General features: G+C 59.6%; 1 protein-coding gene. It reads left to right on the forward strand.

Annotated features, from left to right (window positions below):
• Positions 1 to 734: 734 nt before the first annotated feature.
• Positions 735 to 1,016 carry a hypothetical protein gene (locus EOA27_RS37525; RefSeq protein WP_245491346.1) on the forward strand — a complete coding sequence of 94 codons (282 nt, stop codon included), beginning with the start codon at positions 735 to 737 and terminating at the stop codon, positions 1,014 to 1,016.
• The last annotated feature ends 99 nt before the right edge of the window (positions 1,017 to 1,115 follow it).

Here is a 1,115-nt window from a genome sequence, read left to right on the forward strand (position 1 = left end):
CCATAAAGCCGGCCCGATCTGAAGCCAAACAAACCTCTTTCACCATCTGACGGGGCCTGATCAGCCCTGGCGGATCCAGGTGGACGAACCGGCCTGGCATATGGTCTCAACAACCGCCCCTAAGAATGGTCACGTCCTCCTGAGCCTAGCCGCCGTATGCGGGATAAGGGTGCAGCCGCCCCGAGCGGCGACCGTATGTGAGTTTCAACCGAGCCAGAAATGCTCGAATTGGAAACAGGCTCAGCCTCGGATCCGTAGCAACCCGAGGAGATAATCCATGAAGCCGTAAAGCCGTACACAATCCGGTTGACCCGAGTGCGCCCATGTGAGCGCCAGGGTGGCCGAACAATACGCGAGGGGTAGCGCTCGGGCGCAGCTGGTCAGGGTTGCGAAGCCCAAAGAGCGCGGATGACAGCAGAGGAGAAATCAGCAGGACCGACGTCACAACTTGGCTGGCGTGCTGCGCGACCTGATTGACGCAGGACAATCCTCGATACGGCGCTGGGGCAGGCTTCGGCTGACGCCCGCCAAGCAGAAGGAGGAAGGTCCACGACGGAAAAAGGGTCGTGCGGTAACCAATCCGCGGATGAGAGCGTGATCGATCGTCGTCAGACAACAGACGTGTCGGGCGAAATGAGAAATTGACCCCCGCATTGCCTCAAGCAAAATGTTACCAATAGTGTCGCTGTTCCGAATGGGATGGTCAGGTGTTGTCATCCCGATTCGGAGGGTGGATGGCAAGGCGGATCAGCATGGCGACACGGTCGGAATTGGTGGAAGCAATTGTCGAGCGGTATCGATCGGGGAGCCGAAGCGATAAGCGCCTCATCCTCGATGAGTTCGTCGCGGTGACCGGTTATCATCGCAAGCATGCGATCCGAGTGCTCCGTCAACGCGCGTCGAAGATACCTGGCAACAAGAGGCACAGCCTTCGCTATGGCGGCGATGTTCGCGAAGCGCTCGTGGTGTTGTGGGAGGCATCGGAGCGGCTGTGTTCCAAACGGCTGCGCCGTTGATACCTGTCTTGCTGCCAGCGCTTGAACGGCATGGCCGGCTAGAGCTCGATGCCGCGCTCCGCGGCAAGCTGCTGACAATGAGCCCGGCGACGATAGATC

Source organism: Mesorhizobium sp. M2A.F.Ca.ET.037.01.1.1 (genome assembly GCF_003998075.1).
GTDB lineage: Bacteria > Pseudomonadota > Alphaproteobacteria > Rhizobiales > Rhizobiaceae > Mesorhizobium.

Excerpts from the sequence above, each read along its gene's own strand:
- EOA27_RS37525 (WP_245491346.1), top strand. The coding sequence starts at position 735 with ATGGCAAGGCGGATCAGCATGGCGACACGGTCGGAATTGGTGGAAGCA.